Source organism: Flavobacterium ajazii (assembly GCF_010614725.1).
In the GTDB taxonomy this organism is placed as follows: domain Bacteria; phylum Bacteroidota; class Bacteroidia; order Flavobacteriales; family Flavobacteriaceae; genus Flavobacterium; species Flavobacterium ajazii.
The window spans coordinates 218,043-236,513 of record NZ_JAAEHL010000007.1 but is presented as its reverse complement, the minus strand read 5'-3'; the positions used below and the strand labels follow the sequence as shown (position 1 = coordinate 236,513).

Sequence of the window (18,471 nt, the reverse complement as noted above, 5' to 3'; positions counted from 1 at the left end):
GATTATGATAATATTAGAAGAACAAACAGGATTAAATGCTGGATTAAACCGAGGGCTTAAAATCGGTAAAATGCTCAAAAAAAATGTCCGCCTAAAAAATGTTAGTATTAAAAATGCTGTTAAAGTTGGTAAAGCGGTAGTTCCGATTGCCACAACAGCAATGAGCTTTTTCCCTGCTACAGCCCCTATTGGAGTTGCTTCAAAGATTGCCAAAGCGGGTAAACTGGCCAAAATTGCAGCAAAAGCAGGTAAGATTGGAAAAATTGCAATGAAAGTCAAAAAAATTGCAGGGACAAAAGTTGGACAGTTTGCACTAAACAATATTGTAAAACCTACGGTTAATAATGCTATTTCCAAAATTAGTAATCAACCACAAACCATCAGTGATCCACAGTCATTTGAAACTGCCGAACCAGCAGAAGTAATGCCAAATGCGACTCCTACGCCTGCTCAATTGGAAACCATTGCAGAAGTAAAAGGAGTTCCGGCGGAATCCTTAACTACTGGCACAACGGAAACTGGTGAGGCAGTTCCAAATGATGCACAACTTGAAACAATTTCCAAAGTAAAGGATATTCCTGTGCAAAATTTAAAGGAAGAAGCCCAAGTACAAAAGGAAACAGCACAACTCGAAAGTGGAGCTTCAACCGCAGACAAGCCTAATTATACAATTCCAATTGTTATTGGTTTAGGCGCTGTGGGAGCCATTCTTTTAGCAACAAGTTCAAAAAGTAATTAATAAACATAGAAATGAAACAAGAATTAATAACAATCAGTTCTGCCGTTGTTGTAGGAGCTCTTTCAAGAGGTCTTACAGGCACTATGACCGAGACATCCTCCAACACGGTAAAAGGTGTTGTTAATGGAGCGGTTGCTATTGGTGCTGGATTTTTAGCGGTAAAAGTAAACGGGAGTGATACCAAAAGTTCACTTTTGAGAGGTTCGGCAATCGGAGTTTCCATTGCTCATGGTCTGGAATTAGTAAAAAATATTTTTTCGTCTGAGAAAATTGTCGCTAAGCTAAACCCTGAAACAACAATCGGAAGATTTATGCAAAAAACCGCAGGTCTATCAGGAGCAGTTAATGGTCTAAGTGGCTATATCGATGCTTACGGTAATTATCACGAAGATGGTTTAGGAGGTTACATAGATATCAATGGGAACTATGTAGAAAATGGTTTAAATGCTTATGATGGTGGCGATGGCTTGGGTGCTTATGAAGAAGAAGGCTTAAACGGGTTTTTTGATAATGCAGGAAACTATCATGAAGATGGCTTAGGCGGTTACATTGATGTAAATGGAAACTATGTTGAAGATGGTTTAAGCGGTTATGAAGATGACGGTTTAGGAACGTATGAAGATGATGGCTTAGGTGCATATATCGATGAAAATGGGAATTATATTCTGTAAACCAAAAGAAAAAGTAAAATTTAATTCATAAAAAAAAATGGAAAATAGAAATCCACAATTGCAAAGAGCAATTAAAGTTTTAGGAGCAAGACAACGTCAAACGAGTCAAGTTGTGAGACCTCAAGCTACAAAATTGGTAGATAAGACCTATTACCTCAATGTAAAAGTTGATGGTATGAGTGGTATTAATGAACTTGTTGATGCCAATACTAAAAAAGTTGTTGGGATTACCAATTTTGATGGGAACCTACTTAACTCAGGAAGAGATGTTGTTATTGACGCAATCCGAGTTCAGTTCACTACAAAAGGACTAAAAATTGAAAGTGCTGACTGGCAAAGTAGAGACACACTTCCAGCGGAATTACAAAACGCAGATTTAAGGCTGATTCAAACCAATGACATGCTTATTGATTTGCCACTTACCGATGTTCAAAACTTCAAAAACGAGGATTACCGACCTATTGCAACAACCCCTCTTTTAAGAGCAAAAGAAGAGTTTAAATTAGAATTAGAATTTCCAAAAGGTGTTACAGTTCCTATTTCAAAAGAAGGTTCTGGAATGTTTCTAAGACTAGAGTTTAGAGTAACTGAGGCTAAAAAGTAAGAGAACCAAAAAAGCCGAAGTTATAACAATTGAGGCTTTTAAATCTTAAAAAGTATGCGACAAATTCAACATGTAGTAAAGGCAATTATTAAGCCAGGAGAAAGTAATACATCTGAGAATTTTAAGCTTCCTATTGGTTTTACAACTGGTGTTGCAGTGTACACTAATGGAGTTGAAAAAAAAATCAGTGCAATGACATCTATTGAAATGAAAGACGATAACAGTATTGCTATTATTCCTTCGGTTCATATTGATAATTGGAGACAATCAAATGGTGGCGAATACGAAAAGAGTTTTAAGCCTTTGAATTTCGATACAGGGAACAAAGATTATTCACTCATTTTTGCTTTGGACGAACCATTAAAAAGTGATGTCCCATTAAAATTTCATGTAGTGTTTTTATATAACAATAACATTAACAAAGTATAACATGTTTGTAGAATCTGCTTTTATAACAAGAGAGTTTAGGGAAGAACAAATTCCCGTTTTAGAGGGAGTTACCTGCCTTTCGGTTGTAAACACAGGAACTACAATTGCAATTATCAACGGTGTTACTATTTATCCAACCCAGAAGCAAATATTAATTCCACCCGATGGCACTTTTTCAAGGGTAAAGTTAGAAGTCAATTATGTGACAAGCGAATCAACTTTTGATCCAAGATTGGTTAAGGGAATTACCAGCGATATGGAACGAAACAGGATTTTACTTATCTACAAAAAACTAATTTAAAATGGAGCAATTAGATGATTTGATGGATAAACTGGCAAGCGATAAATTTTGCGCTGTAACGGTTTATGACAGGACTACTTCAAAGCCAATTTTTCGCAATATTACCCATGAGCAAATAAAAAATGATTATGGTACAAGTGAAGAATTCTTTGAAAAACTCTACGGTGATGGTTTTACCAAACTTACCATTCAGGAGAAGCGTAAAAATGGAATAAATGCTTTCAAAATTGAAGGCGACCCTTTTGATGTGACTTTTGGTGAGATTCAATCTAAATCGAGAGATAAAGAAGAAGAGCCAATGCCAGCTTCAAAAAAGAAGAAGAAAAAGAAAAAAAATGCAGGTCTTATGGGTTTAGGAATTGCAGACATCTTCGACTTGAAATTACAAGCTCGTGATCGAGATGAACTGGCTAAAAAATTAGAAGAATCTGAAAAATACAATCGGGAACTTAAAGCTAAAAACGAAGAACTCACAGAGGAAAAATTGCAAAGAAAATATACCAAAGAAAGTAACGATAGTTTGAACAACATGCTTTTAGGAGTAGTCAAACAAGCTCCAATTATTTTAAAGGGATTAGGGTTTAATGTTCCGGTTGAAAGTGGCGGTTTGGCAATGGCTTCGCCTGAAGATTTGGAAGATGAAAATTATTCGGATGCTAAAAAAGCTTTCTTGAATATCGTCCGAACTCTTGACGATGACACCATAGCATTGTTATCAGTTATTTATCAGAAAATCAATGAAAAAACCGAAAACAATATTTTTTCACAGGAACTATTCGGGTTATTACAAAAGCATCAAATGTTAGTATGAGTACAATAAGTATAAAAACAAAGGAGTCCAATCCTTTCAAATTGCAAAAGAAAACTAAGCTAGTTCAGGAATTATCGGAATTGGATAATGAGGTTTTAGAAAAATTGGTGGAGCTGAAGAAATCCAAAAAAGCCATTGCAATGGTTACCGATCCGCAGAGCTGGCAAACAATCAAAGAGTTCATAATGTAGAAAGTTGGAGTAGCCCGTTTTGTATGCTCCATTTACAAGCGGGCGAAACAATAAAAAAACACAGGTGTAGGCATTGCTCCAAGTTAAGAAAGTAAAGATGAAATAATAAGAGTAAGTTGAGCCAACTACTGGGACAACCCTTTAGAAGTCTCAAAATGAAATTTTCGGAGTAAAAATGAAATTGGGAGCAATACTACAGCCAAGAAACGAGCATGAAAAGACAAGGTTTACATAATCCCGCAGTAATTTCCGCAGTAGCTTCTTCTCCACAAGGACAAAAAGCGATTGCAACGACCCTAGAAAATACAAGTGCAGGAGTTAATGCTACTGTATCAATAGTTAAAGGAGTCTTGAAAATGGGACTTTTTTTGGGTGTGGTTTACTTTGCTTATAAGAAGATTTTTAATGGATTTTCACCGCTGAAAGAAAACAGAAGAGACAGACCAAGTAATATTTCAACAGGAATGGCAAAGAACAAAGCCGAAGCGATTTACAGTGCAATGTATGGTGTTGGAAATGGTTTCAAATCGGTAAAGCAAAATCTTATGGGAGTTAACCCGAACGGATTTGTCAGAATTCATAATGCTTTCGGACTTAGAAAAGGTATCAATCCCTTATCCAAGAAAATGACTTTGATTGAATGGTTTGGAGACCAGTTCAGTCAAAATGAACTAATGGAATTACGCTTTTTAATTCCCAATTTTTTTTAAATATGGAAGCGTCAAAATTAGTGCCTATCTCGATTAGTGTAGCGGGATTGGGAATATTGCTTTTTGCCATAGCTCAAGCAAATAAAGATAAAAACGGAAATGCTTATTTGAATCAAGGAACTGTAGAAAATAGCTTCAATGCAAAAGAAATAGCCACCGTACTTTACGACGCTATGAAAGAAGCCAATTTTACAAATACAGATAAGCGAAAAACCATTTTTACAACGCTCACAGGAGTTAGTCAAGCGCAATTTTCATGGGTAATTAAAGCCTTTGGGAGCAGATATTACAACACTCTAACGGGTAACACCTATTTCGCATTATGGCAAACACCAGTTAAGCATCCTTTGAAGGTTTGGCTTAAAGAGGAATTAAGTGACAGCGATTATGAATTATTAAAATCAAATTATCCAAAATACTTATAAGAATGACCACAGAAGATAAAATATGGATTGGTGGCGGTATCGCTCTTGCTATTGGTGGTGGCATTTATTATTTCGTTCAAAAAAATAAGAATGATAATGAAATCAGTCAAGAAATTGAAGCGGATTTAAGCAATGAAACTTTACCAGTGGCGACTCCGAAATCTATACGAACACCAACATTGGCAACGGCTCCAATTGTCCCTGTGAAAACAGTTTCAGAGCCACCTGTTAGAAGTGCTGATGCATTTAGATACAGCATCGGTCAGGAAGTGATGGCATCAGGCTTCAACGGAACAAAGACTTACGATGCCCGGAAAATGGCAGACGGGAATTACACCAGTGAGGGAATTCGAAAAGCTACTTTTAAAAAAGGCGATAAAATCGGTAAAATCATTTGGGTTGGCAAAAGACCTGATGGAACTTATCGCTATGTAGCTCAAAGAGATGGAACTTTTTTAAATGATATCTACTGGATTCCTGATCACACTGTAATAAAGCCTGTTGGAAAGATTTTACCAACTATTCAAGCCGTGGCGGAAGCTTCAGGAATTGACAAAACGATTCTTCTTAAAAAAGGTAGTAAAGGTATGGAAGTACGAATGCTCCAAGCTTTATTAAAAGTTAAGGTAGATGGTGATTTTGGGAGAAATACAGAGAATGCTCTTTTCACTCAAAAGGGTTTAAAACAAATCAGACTTAAAGACTGGAGATAATGAATGCAAGAACAGGTGTATGGATTGGTTTAGGCGTGTTGGGCGCAATCATTATAGCTTCAATGAGTGATGAATCTAAACCTAAAATAGAATCCAAATCAAACGAAAAACCCAATGTTGAACCTAAAAAAGTACAATTGTAATGGATTTTTTATTATCAAATAGTACGCCTTTTTTGAAGGCTTTTAAGAAGTATGCCATCAATACTCCAAAGCGAGTTGCTCATTTTTTAGCGCAACTTCACGAGGAGACAGGGGGATTTATCAAATTTTCAGAAAATTTGAATTATACTCCTGCTGGGCTGATTGAAACTTTTGGAATAAATCAGATTTCAGTTGCCCAAGCCAATCTTTACGGAAGAACAGCTAAACGCAAAGCCAATCAGGAAGCCATTGCCAATATTGTGTATGGTGGAAAATGGGGAAAGGCAAATTTAGGGAATACGCAAGTTGGTGATGGTTGGCGTTTTAGAGGACGTGGATTAATTCAATTAACTGGTAGAGCAAATTATCAAGCCTATAAAGATTATTCTGGAGTAGATGTCATTGCAAACCCTGATTTGGCTTCACGGCCAGATATTGCAATTGATATAGCAGGTTGGTTTTGGAGTGTAAGATTCAAACTTAATCCGATTGCCGATACTAACAATATTACATCTATTACCAAGAAAATTAACGGAGGTCTTACCAATTTTTCCGAGAGGGTCAAACAGCTTAATTATTACACTAGCATTGACACACTTGGGATATTAAAAAAAAAAGCGAGTCCGAGACCGGTCAAATCGAAGAGTAAACCTGTTTATAGCTTCTACAATCCTTTTACTAGGGTGCTCGATTTTGGTTCTAAAACTAAATAAAGGATAAAATATGTTACCGATAGAAACCATACTAAACTATTTCTTGGGTTCAACGACCCTGATTTCAATTTATATCGCTTGGAAGTCAAGAAATTCAGAACTAAAGAAAACGGAAGCTTCAGCGCTGGAAGCTATCGATTCGATTTACACTAAAATGTCAATTGTAACAGATAAGAAGTTTGAGGAAATGCAACGAATTATTGATGAAAATACAATTGAAATTAAAAACCTTAAAGAACAATTGCAGGAATATCAAAAACGATGTTCAGGCTGTTTGAATAACAAGGGAAATGAAAAGAAAAACCTTTGACAAAATTATTTCAATTCTCAGTGTTTATTATGAAATCGATTTGATTCAGGTAGTAGAAGTTTCGGAACTACTATTTTTTGTTATAAAAATCTACTTTAAAAAATCAAAATCATGAAAAAGTTAATCCACTATATCGTCTTGTTTTTCATTTCCAGTATGGTTTTGACAAGTTGTTCTTCAGCTAAAAAAATGAAACAGGAAAATATTCTGCTTAAAACCGAAATTCAGAAAAGAGACAATATTAAAAACACCTTCATTAATAAAGCAGTCGATGATAAATTGATTACTCCGATTACTCAAAGTCAAACAGGAAATGTAGTTTTTGATAGTTTGGTCAATGCCAAGGTAGATGAAATTTTATCCAAGCTGAATACTGCTAAAAATTCTGGAGATAATAGTTATAAACTCATTTACGACAAGCTTAAAAAGCAATTAGAGTTTTATGCACAAATTGCTCAAACCCAAAACGAAAATACAGTAGTAAAACATGAAAAAATAAAGACAATAATCCAGGTTAAAAAGATTCCTGTTTTGGTAAAAGAGCCACTGTCAAAATTAGAAAAGATTTTAATAGGATTGGGGATTTTAGCAATACTCTACATCGGGTTTAAGATTGTCATTTTTATTAGAAAAAAATCAAGTGTATGGGCATAAGAGCTAAACATATTGTAATCACTGGTGCAATTTTAAGTATTGGAGCATTATGGTACATGAGCAAACTCAATAAGTGGAAAGAAACAATGAAAAAATTAAAAGCATTACCAACTGGAATTAGAAACTTCGATATTAATTTCAAAAGAGTGCGCTTTAATTTGGATGTTACCATATACAACCCTACAGGCGACAATTTCAGTCCTGATGGAGTTATAGCGACTGTTAAACGAATTATTCTCAAAGATAAAACAGCCAAACGAATTGCTACCATCACAGTCAATAAATCCTTTTTATCCATTCCTGCCAAAGGGAAACATGTTCTGAAGGATCTAATTGTAGAAATTCCAATACTGGAGAATATTTCCAATTGGCAAAGTCTTTCACAGATAAGAAGCGTAAACGATATTCAGACCGAAACAATTTTGGGAGTTTTAGGTAAAGAGTATTCAATAATAAAGTAAGCATGGATTTAATATCATCATTCAATAATCTTAACGGTAAAACTGTAAAACGTTCCGTTTTGAAATCCCTTTTAACAAGAGCTAGAAAACAGAAACATTCAGTTATTGTCAATCGGATTAGCAATGTTTTAAAGCAAAACAACGATACGCTTTTTACTATTGAGATAGCGGACTTTATCGAACCTGATGGACTTAGCGGGGCTGAACAAAGAATCATTCTTCCAACACTAGAATATATTTCTGAAGAAGATACTGAAAGTGGATTAAATGGTGTTTCTCCAGATGATATTTACAGTTACATCACAGATTTAATCATTAACACCATTGAGAAAGTCGGGCATTTACCTTGGCAAAAAGATTGGGTCGGTTCTGGTTCAGATGGTGCAGCTAAAAATTATGTTAGCAAGAAAGAATATACAGGTGCAAACTTCCTACTTAATTTCGATATTAAATTTGACAAAGAGGGGAAAGGCTATTTAGTACCGATTAAGTTCATTCAGCCTTACTACCTAACATTCAATCAGATTAAGGAAGCTGGTGCAAGTTTAAAGAAAGACAGCAAAGCAAGACGTGTGATTTATTACACGATGATTTTCAGCTTTGATAATGGTGTTTTACAATTCAAAACTACGGACAGGGAAAAGTTTACCGAGTTTGTAAAAGCTAATGGATTAACCAAAGAAGATTTAAGGGAGTATCTAACCAAAATTCCAGTAATTAAATATTACAATGTCTTCAGAGCAGATGATTGTACAGGATTGAAATTTCCTGAAGCAACAGGCAATAAAAATGTGAATCCAATTGAGCAGGCTCAAAGTCTTATTGATGGTTATAAAGACCCGCCTACTTACACATTTGTTGGTGATAGAGCTTATTATCAGCCTTCAACGGATAAACTAAACATGCCCAATATCAAAGCTTTCAAAAAGGAAGCTTCCTATTACTGCACATTTTTTCATGAGTTGACACATTCAACTGGGGCAAAAAAAAGATTGAACAGGGATATGACAGGAACTTTTGGTAGTAAGCCCTACGCTTTTGAGGAATTGATTGCAGAACTCGGAGCGGTTTTTTTGTGTTCCGAATCTGGAATATTATTTCAGACCAAAGAAAACTCGGCTAAGTATCTTAAAAATTGGAATACTGTTTTGGTGAGCGAATTAGAAAATGATAACCGCTTTTTCTTGAAAGCTTCAGCTCAATCTCAAAAAGCAGTCAATTACATATTAGGTAGAAATACTGAAAGTGAAGAAGTAGTAATAGTGAAAGAGGAGGTTAAAAAAGTAGCATCGAAAAGACCAGGAAAGAAAAAGGTAAAACCTAAAGTTTCTAAAGCTAAAAAAGCAGGTCTTTCAGCCTCAATTGAAGTAAGTAAAAATACTGAATCAAAGAAAAAAAGAACTGTGCCGGTAGTTGTAAAAAGAAGAGAAAAGCCAGTTGTTTTCAATCAGGATAAAAGCCTTAATGAATTGGAGAAGCTTGGTTTTATTTCAGCTAATTCAGCACCGAAGGAAGCTAAAGATATATTTATTCTAGGTGGAGAAATTGGTAAATTTTTACAAAAACAACAGCCTCATAAGGCTTTAATCTTGATAAAAGGCAACAAGCACAGTTCAAAATCTCAGTTGGCTATGCAAATTGCAAATGCTTTTGGAGAACAGCAAACGCCAGTAGCTTATATCGATTATGAGCAAGGCGGAATTGAAAGCAAGGACACGGTAGATAGCATCAACAGAAATACTACTGAAGTAGGTAGAAAGTACATAGCCATAAAAGGCTATTTGGAAAATCCTTTTGAAGAATTACAAGGATTCTGCAAAGTAGTTAAAGTCATTATAGCGGATTCAGTTACAGATTTGAAAATCACAGCAGACCAATTAAATTATTTGCGGACCAAATATCCGAAAATCATTTGGTGCTTCATATCTCAAGTAAAAGAAAATGGAGCGATGTACGGCGGTAATAAAATGGCACACAATCCGACTTCAGTCATTCATTGTTCCTCTCATCAAGATCCAAAACAGCGATTTGCCACATTGGAGAAAAACAGAGGTAATGACCTCACTTTAAAATATTCAATGTTCTATAAGAAAGTAGTCAACGAAACCAAAAAAAAGAAATTATCATTTAAAGTTAAATAACTAAAATCAGAAATCATGGTAGCAAAAAAAGTAAAATCAAAAGGTAAAAAAAGAATCTCAGCTAAAAAGCTTTGTAGTGGTGTAATTCAGCGTGAAGGTGTTAAAAAAGACGGGACTTTGAAAAAGGGTTACCGTTATGTCAAAGGAGGAAAAGTTGTGAAAGCTAAAGCAAAGAAATAGTTTTTGATTTGGTTGATTGGGAAAGCCGTGTTGCAGAGATGTGATCCGGTTTTTTGTATTATTTAATACATGACTAAAGTTCTAATATTGCATATTGCGATATGCGATATTAATTCTTAAAATGTTGTTTTTGTTAAAATTAAGATGTTATAAATGCATATATTAACCATTTTAATAATGGTGTAAACTCTTAACAAATTTATAGGTTTTTCTTAAAAAAAGATTTAGTTTTACAGATTAACATTTTTTCTAAATAAATACCAAGAACTAACTCAATGGATGCATTCATTACACATGCCAATGTAATAAATGATTACAAGCAATATCTACAATCTTTTATAAATATTAATGATTCAAGAATACTAGATTATATTCAAAATGAAACATTGATTAAAAATATTATACCAGATCCTTTGATTCAGTTTAATCCTTCATTTGAAAGAGGAAAGACTTTCGAAGAGCTAATCAATGAAAAAGTATTACATCCAAATCTAACTAAAGCATTAGGATCTTATAGATTATATAAACATCAAGTTGAGGCTATTGAATTGGGTGTTAAAGGCAAAGGATTTGTGGTTACTTCTGGAACTGGATCAGGAAAGTCATTAACTTTTTTGGCTACAATTTTTAATGATTTATTCAAAATTGGCTCTGAAAAAAAGAAAGGTGTAAAAGCAATTTTGGTTTATCCAATGAATGCTTTAATTAACTCTCAATTTGAAGAAATTAAAAAATATGCAAATGCTTATGGGGAAGATTTTCCAATCTCGTTTGCTCAATATACAGGCCAAGAGGCAGGCGATATAAGAGAAAAAATTAAAAATGATCAGCCAGATATCATTTTGACTAATTACATGATGTTAGAATTAATCATGACGCGTCAGTCAGAAAAATGGTTAAGAGATTCGATGAAAGAGAATCTTAAATATCTGATATATGATGAATTGCATACATACAGAGGAAGACAAGGTGCAGATGTTAGTTTATTAAATCGAAGAGTTCAAGCTTTAGCTAAAAATGAACTGATATTTATCGGTACATCTGCAACAATGGCCTCTCAAGGATCACCTGAAGAGAAAAAGGAAAAAGTGGCTGCAGTGGCAACTCAGATTTTTGGACAAGAATTTAATTCAAAAGATATAATCAATGAGTATTTAGAACCTTGTACACAAGCAAAAGAGATAAATCCGTTTATGCTTGCGAACGCTGTAAGACAAGGTGTTGATTTAAATGGCAATGAAGATGATTTTGTGATTAATGATCTAGCAAATTGGCTTGAGATAAATGTTGCCCTAAAATCTAATCATGGTATATTAGAAAGAGGAAAGCCACTTAATATTGATCAAATTGCGGAAAAAATAAACCTTGAAACTTCGCTTGCAAAAGAAGAAATTAAATTAAGTTTAATTAATCTTTTAAGATGGGCTGAGCGAATCAACGAAGAAAATAGGATAAAAGGTACTCGAAAATCATTTTTACCATTTCGTTTCCATCAGTTTATTTCACAAACAGGTTCGATTTCAGTAACACTTGAACCAAGAAACACCAGAACAATTGCTTCATCAGATGAACCATTTTTAAAAATAGAAGGAAAAGAGAAAAAGTTATATCCTCTTTTATTTTCTCGTTACTCAGGTTATGATTTTATTTGTGTGGAATTAAATATAGATGAAGGTGAATTAATACCTGTAATACCAAACAAAGAATTTGTTAATAAGAAGAAAGAAGATATAAATCAAAAAAATCCAGACATCAGAGACTTTAAGTATGGATATATTTTGTTAGATGAAGGAGAAGAATTTTGGAATCTTGATTATAGGGATTTGGTGCCTTCAGAATGGTTAAATAAACAGGGAACAGACTTACAGCCATATTATAAAATGCTGATGCCTCATGAAATATATTTTAATAGTGATGGACATTTTTCATTTGAACCAAATTATCCAATTAAAGGTTATTTTATTCCGGCAAAATTAAGAATTGATCCTACAGCTCAAATTGTATATGAAGACAGTAAAACCAGTGACTTCACAAAATTATCAAGATTAGGATCTGAAGGCAGAAGTACCGCCACATCTGTAATATCTTATGCTGTAGTGAAAAGCTTAGCAAATCAAGCGGAATCAGTTCAAGATCAAAAGTTATTAAGTTTCACAGATAACAGACAAGATGCTTCTTTGCAAGCAGGTCATTTTAATGATTTTTATGCAACTATCCGTTTAAGAGCAGCTTTATTTAATGCTTTGCAAAATTCTGGCAAACCATTAGAAATATTCGAAATTGCAGAGTCTTTATTTCAAAGTCTTAATCTAAAAGAAATTCAGTATGCGTTGTATCCTTCTAAAGATGAAAGTTTTCCAGACGAAAGAAACATTGAAGCGTTAAAAGAATATTTAAAGTATAGAATATTTCAAGATTTAAAAAGAGGTTGGCGTTATACCTTGCCAAACTTAGAGCAAGTAGCTCTTTTAGAAATTGATTATAAGAATCTTGATAAATTAGTAAGTTTAGATGATCGATTTGAAAGTATTGAATATTTAACTCGTATATCTAAAGAAAAAAGAAAACAGTTTCTAAGAAATATTTTAGATTATTTTAGAACCAATTTTGCATTGGATCATAAGTTTTTCAAAGATGTTGCGAATAATGAATCATTGATGAGAGATAGGCTTCATCCTGATTCTTTATGGTCACTTGATTATAACGAGAAATTAGATAAACCAACTGAAATGGTTGTTTCAATTCCTTCTCCGAGACCCAAAGGGAAGTATATAATTTCCATGGGACATCGTTCTAATCTTGGAAAGTATATAAATCGTTGTCTAGTTGAAGAAGGACTGGACAAATTTAACAGAGAAAATTATGAAGTATTTATTCAAAGTTTATTGAATCTTTTACACAATACAAATTTCATAACAGTAGAACAAGATAAAAGAAATCCAGAAATAAGTTATTATAAACTTAGAGCCGATCAATTATTATGGGTGAAAGGTGATCAAGTGACTATCAGATTAGATCATACACGATTCAACTTTCAAACCGAATTGACAGATTTAAAACCTAATGTCTATTTTCAAAATCTATATAAAACTGACTTTACAAAAATCAATAAAGAACTAATAGCAAAAGAACATACAGGTCAAATTAGTTCTGGTCAAAGAATTGAAAGAGAAGAAGCTTTTAGGAAAGGAGAAATTTCAACTATGTTTTGTTCCCCTACTATGGAGTTAGGTATTGATATTGCTAATCTGAATATTGTACACATGAGAAATGTGCCTCCTAATGCAGCAAATTATGCACAAAGAAGCGGTCGTGCTGGTCGTGGAGGACAAACCGCATTAGTATTTACATATTGTTCAACAATGTCTCCTCATGATGTAAATTATTTTAAAAATTCAACCGAAATGGTTGCGGGAACTGTCCAGCCTCCGCGAATAGATCTTATTAATGAAGAATTAATAGCCTCGCATTTAAATGCTTTTCTACTGATGAATTTAGAGATCACTGAATTAAAAACATCTGCAGCCGATATTTTAGATCTTAATAATGAACAAAAAATATTCATTAAAAAAGATATCCAAGAAAGAATAGAACATTTATGCTCAATAAACAAAACCAACTTATTAGATGAGTTTGAAAAAATTACATTATCATTATTACCTGAATTAAAAAACACCAATTGGTTTACCAAACTATGGATAGAATCCAAGATTGAAAAATTCCCTTCACAGTTTTCCAATGCATTTACGAGATGGATCAGAATGTTTCAAAATGCTTGTTTTTTAAGAAATAAAGCGCAAGCAATTTTGGATAATCATACTTATAAAGCAGATAGTGAAGAAAGAAAAGAGGCTTCTAAACAAGAACGATTTGCAAGGAAACAAATTGCATTGTTGAAAAATGAGGCACAGCAAAATTCAAGTAATTCCGAATTCTATGTGTTTCGATATTTAGCAGCAGAAGGTTTTTTACCTGGTTATAATTTTACACGTTTACCGGTAAGAGCTGTATTAGGAAAAAGTTACAGAGACGACGTTGAGGTACTTTCACGTCCAAGAAATTTAGCATTATCTGAATTTGGCCCTGCCAACACTGTTTATCATTCTGGTAGTAAATTTAGAATTAATAGGATGATGGTTTCTGATTTGGATAATGCCACTGAGAAAATCTTGGTTTCAAATAAAACAGGTTATGCCTATTTTAACGAAGAAATTAAAGCAGCCAATATTGATCCCATTAGCAAAAGTCAGTTAAAAGGAGATGCAATAAGTGTATATTCAAATATCATTGAATTCTCAGAGTGTGAAGGAATTCCACTGCAAAAAATTTCTTGTATCGAGGAAGAAAGAAGTAGATCTGGTTATGAAATTTTGTCATATTTTAACTTCCCTCAGGGTATCGAAAATACAGAATCTGTCTTACTAAAAAAAGGAGGTGAAAAACTATTACAGCTCTATTTCAGTAAAACGGCTAATCTTGTTAAAGTAAATAAAAAAGCAAGAAGATCTCAAAACGAAGGGTTTAAAATAGACCAAAGAAATGGAGTTTGGGTTCAAGAAAGAAATTTTCAAAATAATCCGGAATTAGAACAAAATACTAGAGAGATAATGTTATACACTAAGGACACTTCAGATGTGTTATACATACAACCTTTAGGAAATATTGGTACTACGCCTCAGCAAGTGGTTTCATTAAGTTATGCTTTAAAAAGAGGAATAGAAAAATTATTCCTTGTTGAAGAGAGCGAAATAGCTGTTAATATCATGGGTGATCCGGAGAAACCTAATATTCTAATTAATGAGTCTTCTGAAGGCTCTCTCGGGATCTTATCTCAATTGATTTCTGATCCAATCAAAATGAAAGAATGGTTCAGAGCTAGTTATGAAATACTTCATTTTAATGCAGATACAAGAGAGGAAACAGAAGAAGGAAAAAAATTACCTCACGCGACTTATCAGGATTTATTAAGCTATTACAATCAAATATATCATCAACAATTAAATCGTTATGATATTAAAGAAACTATAGAAAATTTAATGGATTGTGAAGTCGAAATCATTCAGGGAAATGAAAATGACAGAGAAGAGCAATACAAATATCTATTGACTGCTTACGACAAAAATAGCAGTACGGAGTTTAAACTCATAAAATATCTTTATGAAAATGGATATACACTTCCTGACAAAGCACAAGTTAATTTAGATCATTATTACATCAGTGCTGATTTTGTCTATAAAAACGGCTTTGGAAATACACTTGTGTTTTGCGATGGCTCTGTTCATGATAATGATGAGGTGAAAAAACGGGATCAAAAGATCAATCAAATTCTTAATGAAGGAGCTTGTGATGTCATTCGTTGGCATTATACTGAGCCAATTGAGGAATTGATTACAAGACGAAAAGATATTTTTAGAAAAGTGAAATAGCGAATCGAATGAATAACAAATATACACCCGGGAATTTAGTACGTTATAGAAATCGCGATTGGATGGTTCTGCCTTCAAATGAAGAATTGCTTGTCATGGTAAAACCACTCGGTGGATCTGATGAAGAAACAACAGGTATTTTTTTACCATTAGCTAAAGATTTTGAAAAAATTGATAAAGCTACTTTCAAAGAACCAACTCCTAATCAGATTGGAAATTTTGAAACGGCTAAACTATTATATAATGCTTCACGTCTTTCTTTAAGGAATGCTGCCGGACCATTTAGGAGCATGGGTAAATTATCGTTTAGACCTAGATCCTATCAAGTGGTTCCTTTAGTAATGGCATTAAAACAGGACATTACTAGACTTTTAATTGCTGATGATGTTGGAATCGGTAAAACCATTGAAGCCTTATTAATTATCAAAGAACTTATGGAGCGTGGTGAAATCAAAAGATTCGCTGTGATTTGTCCTCCTCATCTTTGTGAACAATGGCAGCAAGAATTAAAAGATAAATTAGATATTGATGCAGAGATTGTTCGTTCCAGTACAGCTTCTAGGTTAGATAGAATGGTACCAGATGACCGTTCGGTTTTCCATCATTTGCCTTATCAAGTTATTTCGGTAGATTTTATTAAAACAGATAAACGCAGAGGCATTTTTTTAAACGATTGTCCTGAATTGGTGATTGTAGATGAAGCACACACATGTACTTTACCTAAAGGCTCAACTTCAAAGAATCAACAACAGCGTTATAACCTAATTCATGATATAGCAGAACAAGAAAAACGTCATTTAGTATTGTTAACAGCTACTCCTCATAGTGGAAAAGACGAAGAGTTTTTGTCTCTATTAGGTTTGTTGAAATCAAGTTTTAAAGGTCTTAATTTTGAAAAATTAGAGCAATCTGATCGAAAAAAAATAGCTAAATATTTCATTCAACGTAAAAGAGAAAATATTCGCAGATGGTTAAATGAGGAAACACTATTTCCTGTAAGAGATTCTAAAGAGGTGGGATTTACACTATCCGAGACAACCAAATCATTTTATAATGATTTGGTAGCTTTTGCACGAGGTATTTCTGAAGTAGAAACCGATAATGAGAATACTAAACTCTTACGTTCATGGGCAGCTATTGCATTAATTAAAGGCGCTATGTCAAGTCCAGTAATGGCAAAAGAAATGCTTGAAAAGAGGTATGCTAAAGTAACTTCTGAAGATGAAGAATCTGTTGAGATAGGAACAGAAGCTGTTGAAAATACCTTATTTGAAGAAAATGACTTTGGAGTAGATTTTTCTAGAAATGATTTGTTAAATGCTGTAGACTATAAAGCAAATGAATTACAAGGTTTAACCAACTTATTAAGAAAGGCTGAAGAACTAATTGAAAATCCTGAAACCGATTTAAAAATAAAACATACAATTGATATCATTCAAAAATGGTTAAAAGCAGGATTTCAACCCATTATTTTCTGCCATTACATAGCAACGGCAAAATATGTAGAAGAAAAATTAAGAGAGGTACTTCCTAAAAGTGTTTTGATACAGGCGATTACTTCAGAATTAGCTGATGAGCAACGTAAAGAAGAAATTCAACGAATGGGCGAACATGAAAAACGTGTTTTAATCGCAACAGACTGTTTGAGTGAAGGGATTAATTTACAAGACTTATTCAATGCCGTTTTGCATTATGATTTACCTTGGAATCCCAACCGTATAGAACAACGTGAAGGTCGTGTAGATCGTTTTGGTCAAACTTCTCCAGAGATAAAAACCTACATGCTTTATGGTGAAAACAACCCAATGGATAAATTCATTTTAGAAGTGTTAATTCGAAAAGTACGAGAAATTCAAAGAAGTATTGGAGTTACCATTCCTATTGGTGAAAACAACAAATCACTAATGACTGAACTAACGCAGAAAATCTTAAAAACTACTTCAGAAGCTGATCAATTAACGCTGTTTGAAGAGGATAAAATTAAGATTGATAATGAGCTAGAACTGGCTAGAAAAAAAGGAGAAAACTTACGTTCTATATTTGCACAAGAGTCAGTTGATGCTGAAGCTATCAAAAAAGATTTAGAAGAAGTAGATGAAGCCATTGGAGATCCCAAAGTAGTGGAAAGCTTTGCTACTTATGCATTGCAATTACTAGGAGCTTCACTAGCACAAGATTTTGAAGGCTATAGAGTACAAGTAACCAATTTGCCTAAGCATTTACAAGTAGCATTGTTAACCACAACAGAACAAGCTAAAGGAAAAACAGAAACAAAAATAGCCTTCAATTCTCCAACACCCAAAGGCTATCAGTATATTGGGAGAAATCATCGTTTTATAGAACAATTGTGTCATTATGTTATTAGTAATGCATTTGAAGAAGAAGGAAATAATTATAATTTAGCCCGTACCAGTGTTATTCAAACAGAAAGCGTAGAAAGCAAAACTACTTTAGTTATGTTTCGTGTTCGAAACGTGGTAAAAGAAGTACGTTCTAAAAACGAATCGGTAGCAGAAGAAATGTGCCTATGGGGTTATTCAGAGCAAAATGGAGCGTTACAGTCTGTTGATTTTGTAATGGCTCAGGATTTAGTCGCAAAAGCAATTCCGCTGAGCAATTTACCACTAGAAAGACAACAACAACTTTTAGAGCATGAATTACATTCCTTTGAAAATAAAAAAGACGCTTTTATAGAAATTGCAACACAAAGAGCTGATAAGTTAGTAGAAGCACACGGAAGATTCAAAGCATTAATTGGTGGTAGAAGTTATGAAAAATCGACTCCCGTTTTGCCTCCCGATGTCATGGGTGTTTATATTTTATTGCCAAAACCTAAAGACCTTTTTTAA

19 protein-coding genes are annotated in these 18,471 nt (G+C 33.8%); all 19 read left to right on the top strand.

Annotation, left to right across the window (positions count from 1 at the left end; all coding sequences use genetic code 11):
* The first annotated feature begins 4 nt into the window (after positions 1–4).
* The 19 genes from GWR14_RS14480 to GWR14_RS14390 all read left to right on the top strand — a co-directional run bounded on the left by GWR14_RS14480 (position 5) and on the right by GWR14_RS14390 (position 18,471).
* Positions 5–739 carry a hypothetical protein gene (locus tag GWR14_RS14480; RefSeq protein ID WP_163409792.1) on the top strand — a complete coding sequence of 245 codons (735 nt, stop codon included), beginning with the start codon at positions 5–7 and terminating at the stop codon, positions 737–739.
* 11 nt (positions 740–750) lie between these two features.
* Positions 751–1,410, top strand: a complete 660-nt coding sequence (locus GWR14_RS14475) for a hypothetical protein (RefSeq protein WP_163409791.1) — start codon at positions 751–753, stop codon at positions 1,408–1,410.
* A 37-nt stretch (positions 1,411–1,447) separates the two neighbouring features.
* Positions 1,448–2,014: a hypothetical protein gene (locus tag GWR14_RS14470; RefSeq protein ID WP_163409790.1), complete on the top strand. Its 567-nt coding sequence runs from the start codon at positions 1,448–1,450 to the stop codon at positions 2,012–2,014.
* Positions 2,015–2,068: 54 nt separating this feature from the next.
* Positions 2,069–2,443 (top strand): hypothetical protein, encoded by a 375-nt coding sequence (locus GWR14_RS14465; RefSeq protein WP_163409789.1) that lies wholly within the window; start codon positions 2,069–2,071, stop codon positions 2,441–2,443.
* Between the two features lies 1 nt (position 2,444).
* On the top strand, positions 2,445–2,744 hold the full coding sequence (locus tag GWR14_RS14460) for a hypothetical protein (protein ID WP_163409788.1): 300 nt from the start codon (positions 2,445–2,447) through the stop codon (positions 2,742–2,744).
* Between the two features lies 1 nt (position 2,745).
* Complete coding sequence (locus GWR14_RS14455; protein ID WP_163409787.1) at positions 2,746–3,555, top strand: hypothetical protein; 810 nt, start codon at positions 2,746–2,748, stop codon at positions 3,553–3,555.
* The gene (locus GWR14_RS14450) at positions 3,552–3,746 is read left to right on the top strand and encodes a hypothetical protein (RefSeq protein WP_163409786.1); all 195 of its coding nucleotides are present in this window, start codon (positions 3,552–3,554) and stop codon (positions 3,744–3,746) included. Before GWR14_RS14455 ends, GWR14_RS14450 begins: the two co-directional genes overlap by 4 nt.
* A gap of 212 nt (positions 3,747–3,958) precedes the next feature.
* The gene (locus tag GWR14_RS14445; RefSeq protein WP_163409785.1) at positions 3,959–4,456 is read left to right on the top strand and encodes a hypothetical protein; all 498 of its coding nucleotides are present in this window, start codon (positions 3,959–3,961) and stop codon (positions 4,454–4,456) included.
* Between the two features lie 2 nt (positions 4,457–4,458).
* A complete protein-coding gene (locus tag GWR14_RS14440; protein WP_163409784.1) occupies positions 4,459–4,881 on the top strand; it encodes a hypothetical protein in 423 nt (140 codons plus the stop codon).
* 2 nt (positions 4,882–4,883) lie between these two features.
* Entirely contained in the window at positions 4,884–5,594 is a 711-nt protein-coding gene (locus GWR14_RS14435; protein WP_163409783.1) for a peptidoglycan-binding domain-containing protein, read from the top strand.
* Complete coding sequence (locus GWR14_RS14430) at positions 5,594–5,737, top strand: hypothetical protein (RefSeq protein ID WP_163409782.1); 144 nt, start codon at positions 5,594–5,596, stop codon at positions 5,735–5,737. The genes GWR14_RS14435 and GWR14_RS14430 overlap by 1 nt, the downstream gene beginning before the upstream one ends.
* A complete protein-coding gene (locus GWR14_RS14425) occupies positions 5,737–6,450 on the top strand; it encodes a glycoside hydrolase family 19 protein (RefSeq protein WP_163409781.1) in 714 nt (237 codons plus the stop codon). The genes GWR14_RS14430 and GWR14_RS14425 overlap by 1 nt, the downstream gene beginning before the upstream one ends.
* Positions 6,451–6,460: 10 nt before the next feature.
* Positions 6,461–6,760 (top strand): hypothetical protein, encoded by a 300-nt coding sequence (locus tag GWR14_RS14420; protein WP_163409780.1) that lies wholly within the window; start codon positions 6,461–6,463, stop codon positions 6,758–6,760.
* Between the two features lie 111 nt (positions 6,761–6,871).
* On the top strand, positions 6,872–7,414 hold the full coding sequence (locus tag GWR14_RS14415; RefSeq protein ID WP_163409779.1) for a hypothetical protein: 543 nt from the start codon (positions 6,872–6,874) through the stop codon (positions 7,412–7,414).
* Positions 7,405–7,875: a hypothetical protein gene (locus GWR14_RS14410; RefSeq protein ID WP_163409778.1), complete on the top strand. Its 471-nt coding sequence runs from the start codon at positions 7,405–7,407 to the stop codon at positions 7,873–7,875. The genes GWR14_RS14415 and GWR14_RS14410 overlap by 10 nt, the downstream gene beginning before the upstream one ends.
* A gap of 2 nt (positions 7,876–7,877) precedes the next feature.
* Entirely contained in the window at positions 7,878–10,016 is a 2,139-nt protein-coding gene (locus GWR14_RS14405) for an ArdC family protein (protein ID WP_163409777.1), read from the top strand.
* Positions 10,017–10,031: 15 nt separating this feature from the next.
* Positions 10,032–10,196 (top strand): hypothetical protein, encoded by a 165-nt coding sequence (locus GWR14_RS14400; protein WP_163409605.1) that lies wholly within the window; start codon positions 10,032–10,034, stop codon positions 10,194–10,196.
* A 275-nt stretch (positions 10,197–10,471) separates the two neighbouring features.
* Positions 10,472–15,622, top strand: a complete 5,151-nt coding sequence (locus tag GWR14_RS14395; protein WP_163409776.1) for a DEAD/DEAH box helicase — start codon at positions 10,472–10,474, stop codon at positions 15,620–15,622.
* 8 nt (positions 15,623–15,630) lie between these two features.
* Positions 15,631–18,471 (top strand): helicase-related protein, encoded by a 2,841-nt coding sequence (locus tag GWR14_RS14390; protein ID WP_163409775.1) that lies wholly within the window; start codon positions 15,631–15,633, stop codon positions 18,469–18,471.